The following is a 2,822-nucleotide window of genomic DNA, read 5'->3' as shown; positions in this document are numbered from 1 at the left end:
GGTTCAGGCCCACGCCACCGCGCTGGGCCTGCGCTCCCGGCCGATCGGCTCCTGGCAGCGGGCGGACCTGGGCGCGGCGCTCGGCGAGGCACCCGGACACGACTGGATCATGCACGGCCTGGCGGTGGGAGCACCCCCATCCCCAGGACCCGTCGCCCCGGGCTTCGTCCGACGCCCGCCGACGCCGAAAGCGCCACCTGCCCCGACGGCACCTGACACAGCGACCACGACACCCGCCGCTCCGGCGGCTCCGCCCGGCGAGGAAGAACGCCCATGATGCTCCACCCCGAACTCCTGCGCGCCGCGAACACCGCGCGCCGCCCGCTCGGCCTCGCCACCGCACTGCTCGCGGCGGTCACGGCCACCCACCTCGCCCAGGCCGTCCTCCTCGCCCTCGTGCTCGCCCGGATCGCCCAGGGGGAGACGGCCGCCCTCGCCCCGCTGCTCACCGCCGTCATCGCCGTCGTCCTGGTCCGCGCCGCCCTCGGCCGCGCCCAGCGCCTGACCGCCGTCACGGCGGGAGCCACCGTACGGGTGAGGCTTCGCGACACCCTGCTGGAGCGGCTCGGCGCACTCGGCCCCACCGCGATCACCGGTGCGCGGGCCGGAGCCGTGCGAGCCACCCTGGTGGACGGCGTCGAGGGCGTCGACGCGTACATCTCGCGCTATCTGCCCCAAGCGCTCATCACCTGCGCCGTTCCGCCGCTGCTGCTCGTCGCCGTCGCCCTCGTCGAGCCGTACGCGCCTCTCGCCCTCGGCCCTGCCCTGTTGCTCGCCCTCTTCGGGCCGCGCTGGTGGGACCGGCTGCTCGCGCGGCGCGGCAAGGAGCACTGGGACTCCTACGAAGCCCTCGCCGCCGACTACCTGGAGGCGCTCCAAGGGATGCCGACCCTGCGTGCCACCGGTGCGGTGGGCCGCGTACGGGAACGGCTGGAGCGGCGGTCGGCCGCCCTGCACCGGACCACCGTCGCCAAACTCCGGGTCTCGCTCGTCGACACCGGCCTCACCGACCTGGCCGTCCAGGGCGGCACGGCCGCCGCCGTGCTCGTGGCGTGCTCGTCGGCGGCCACCGGCCGTACCGCCGCCACCGGCACCTATCTCCTGCTGCTCCTCGCCTCCGAATGCTTCCGCCCCGTCCGCGACCTCTCCCGCGAGTGGCACGCGGGCTACCTCGGGGTGTCCGCGGCCGACGGCATCGCCGCCCTGCGCACCGCCGAAGCCGCCGTGCCCGACCGGGGCACCGCGGCCGCCGCCTGGGAGAGCGCACCCGAAATCCGTTTCGAGGACGTGCGCTTCACCCATCCCGGGAGCGGGCGGCCCGCCCTCGACGGCGTCAGCTTCACCGCCGCCCCCGGGCGCACCACAGCCGTCGTCGGCCCTTCCGGGGCGGGGAAGTCGACCCTGCTGAGCCTGCTGCTGCGGCAACGGGACCCGGACAGCGGCCGCCTCACCGTCGCCGGGACGGCCACCGCCGCGTACACCCTCGCCTCACTGCGCCGGGGCATCGCCGTGGTCTCGCAGGACACCTACCTCTTCCACGCCACGATCGCGGAGAACCTCCGGATCGCCCGCCCGGCCGCCACCGACGAACAACTGCGCGCCGCCGCCCGCACCGCCGGGATCGACCAGGAGATCGCCCGGCTGCCGGACGGCTACGCCACCCTCGTCGGCGAACGCGGCGCCACGCTCTCCGGCGGTCAGCGTCAACGACTGGCCCTCGCACGGGCGTTGCTGGCCGACGCCCCCGTCCTGGTCCTGGACGAGGCCACCAGCGCGGTCGACGAACGCGGCCAGGCCCGCATCGTGCGGGAACTGTCGGCGGCCGGCCGGGGCCGCACCTGCATCGTCGTCGCCCACCGGCTCGACGCCGTACGCCACGCCGACCACATCGTCGTCCTCGACGCGGGCCGTGTCGCCGCGACGGGCGACCACACCACCCTGCTCGCGGGCGGCGGCGTGTACGCCTCGCTCGTCGCGGCCGGGCGCACCGCACAGGAGGAGCGCGCCGCATGACCCCGACCCAGACCCCGGCCCCGACCGGCCCCACCCGTCCCCCCGGGCCGGACCCCGCCGCCCTCGACGACGCCGCGAGCGGAGCCCTGCGCTCGCTCCTCCCGGTCCTCGGCGCGCACCGCGCCACCGTCCTGCGCACCTGCCTGGCCGCCCTCGTCGACCAGGCGGCCCTGGTCGCCCTCGTGACGCTCGCCGCGTACACGGTGGGCACGGCCGTCACGGAGCACCGCCCGCCCACCGCGGGGGCGGTCGCCGTCCTGATCGGACTCGTCCTGCTCCGGGCGCTGGCCACCTGGCGGGAGATGGACCTCTCGCACGACCTCGCGTACCGGGTCCTCGCCGAACTGCGCGTCCGGGTCTTCGACGGGCTGGCCCGCAGCGCCCCCGCCCGGATCGCGGGACGGCGCAGCGGCGACCTCGCGTCCACCGCGCTCGGGGACGTCGAGGCGCTGGAGTTCTTCTACGCCCACGCCATCGCCCAACTCCTCGCCTCCGGCGTGGTCTTCGCGGTGTCGGCCGCCGTGCTGGCGACCCTCGGCCCCTGGCTGCTGCTCGCCGTCGTGCCCGCCGCGCTCCTCCTGATCTGGTCGCCGCTCTTCGAAGCGCGCGGACGGGCCGAACGCGGGGCGCGGACCCGCAGCGCGCTCGCCGACGTCTCGTCCGAGACCGTGGAGAGCGTCGACGGGCTGCGTGAACTCCTGATGGCGGGAGCGCTGAACCGCAGGCGGGCCCGGCTCCGGTCCGCCGGACGCGGGCTCGCCCGCGCCCAGCGTGCCGAACAGTCCTGGGACTGTCTCTTATATACATCT

At 76.1% G+C, this 2,822-nt stretch carries 2 protein-coding genes and 1 pseudogene; all 3 read left to right on the top strand.

The features are described 5' to 3' along the window. A pseudogene (locus CR470_RS40985) lies at positions 1-277 on the top strand (nitroreductase); the annotation flags it as partial. After that, the gene (locus tag CR470_RS37160; protein ID WP_097872122.1) at positions 274-2,013 is read left to right on the top strand and encodes an ABC transporter ATP-binding protein/permease; all 1,740 of its coding nucleotides are present in this window, start codon (positions 274-276) and stop codon (positions 2,011-2,013) included. The pseudogene CR470_RS40985 and the gene CR470_RS37160, both read left to right, overlap by 4 nt. Then, positions 2,010-2,822 (top strand): ABC transporter transmembrane domain-containing protein (locus CR470_RS37155; protein WP_257139059.1); only part of this gene is annotated, 813 nt, incomplete at its 3' end. The genes CR470_RS37160 and CR470_RS37155, both read left to right, overlap by 4 nt.

The organism is Streptomyces sp. rh34 (assembly GCF_002551245.1).
Taxonomy (GTDB): Bacteria; Actinomycetota; Actinomycetes; order Streptomycetales; family Streptomycetaceae; genus Streptomyces.
This window is presented reverse-complemented; position numbering and strand designations above follow the sequence as displayed.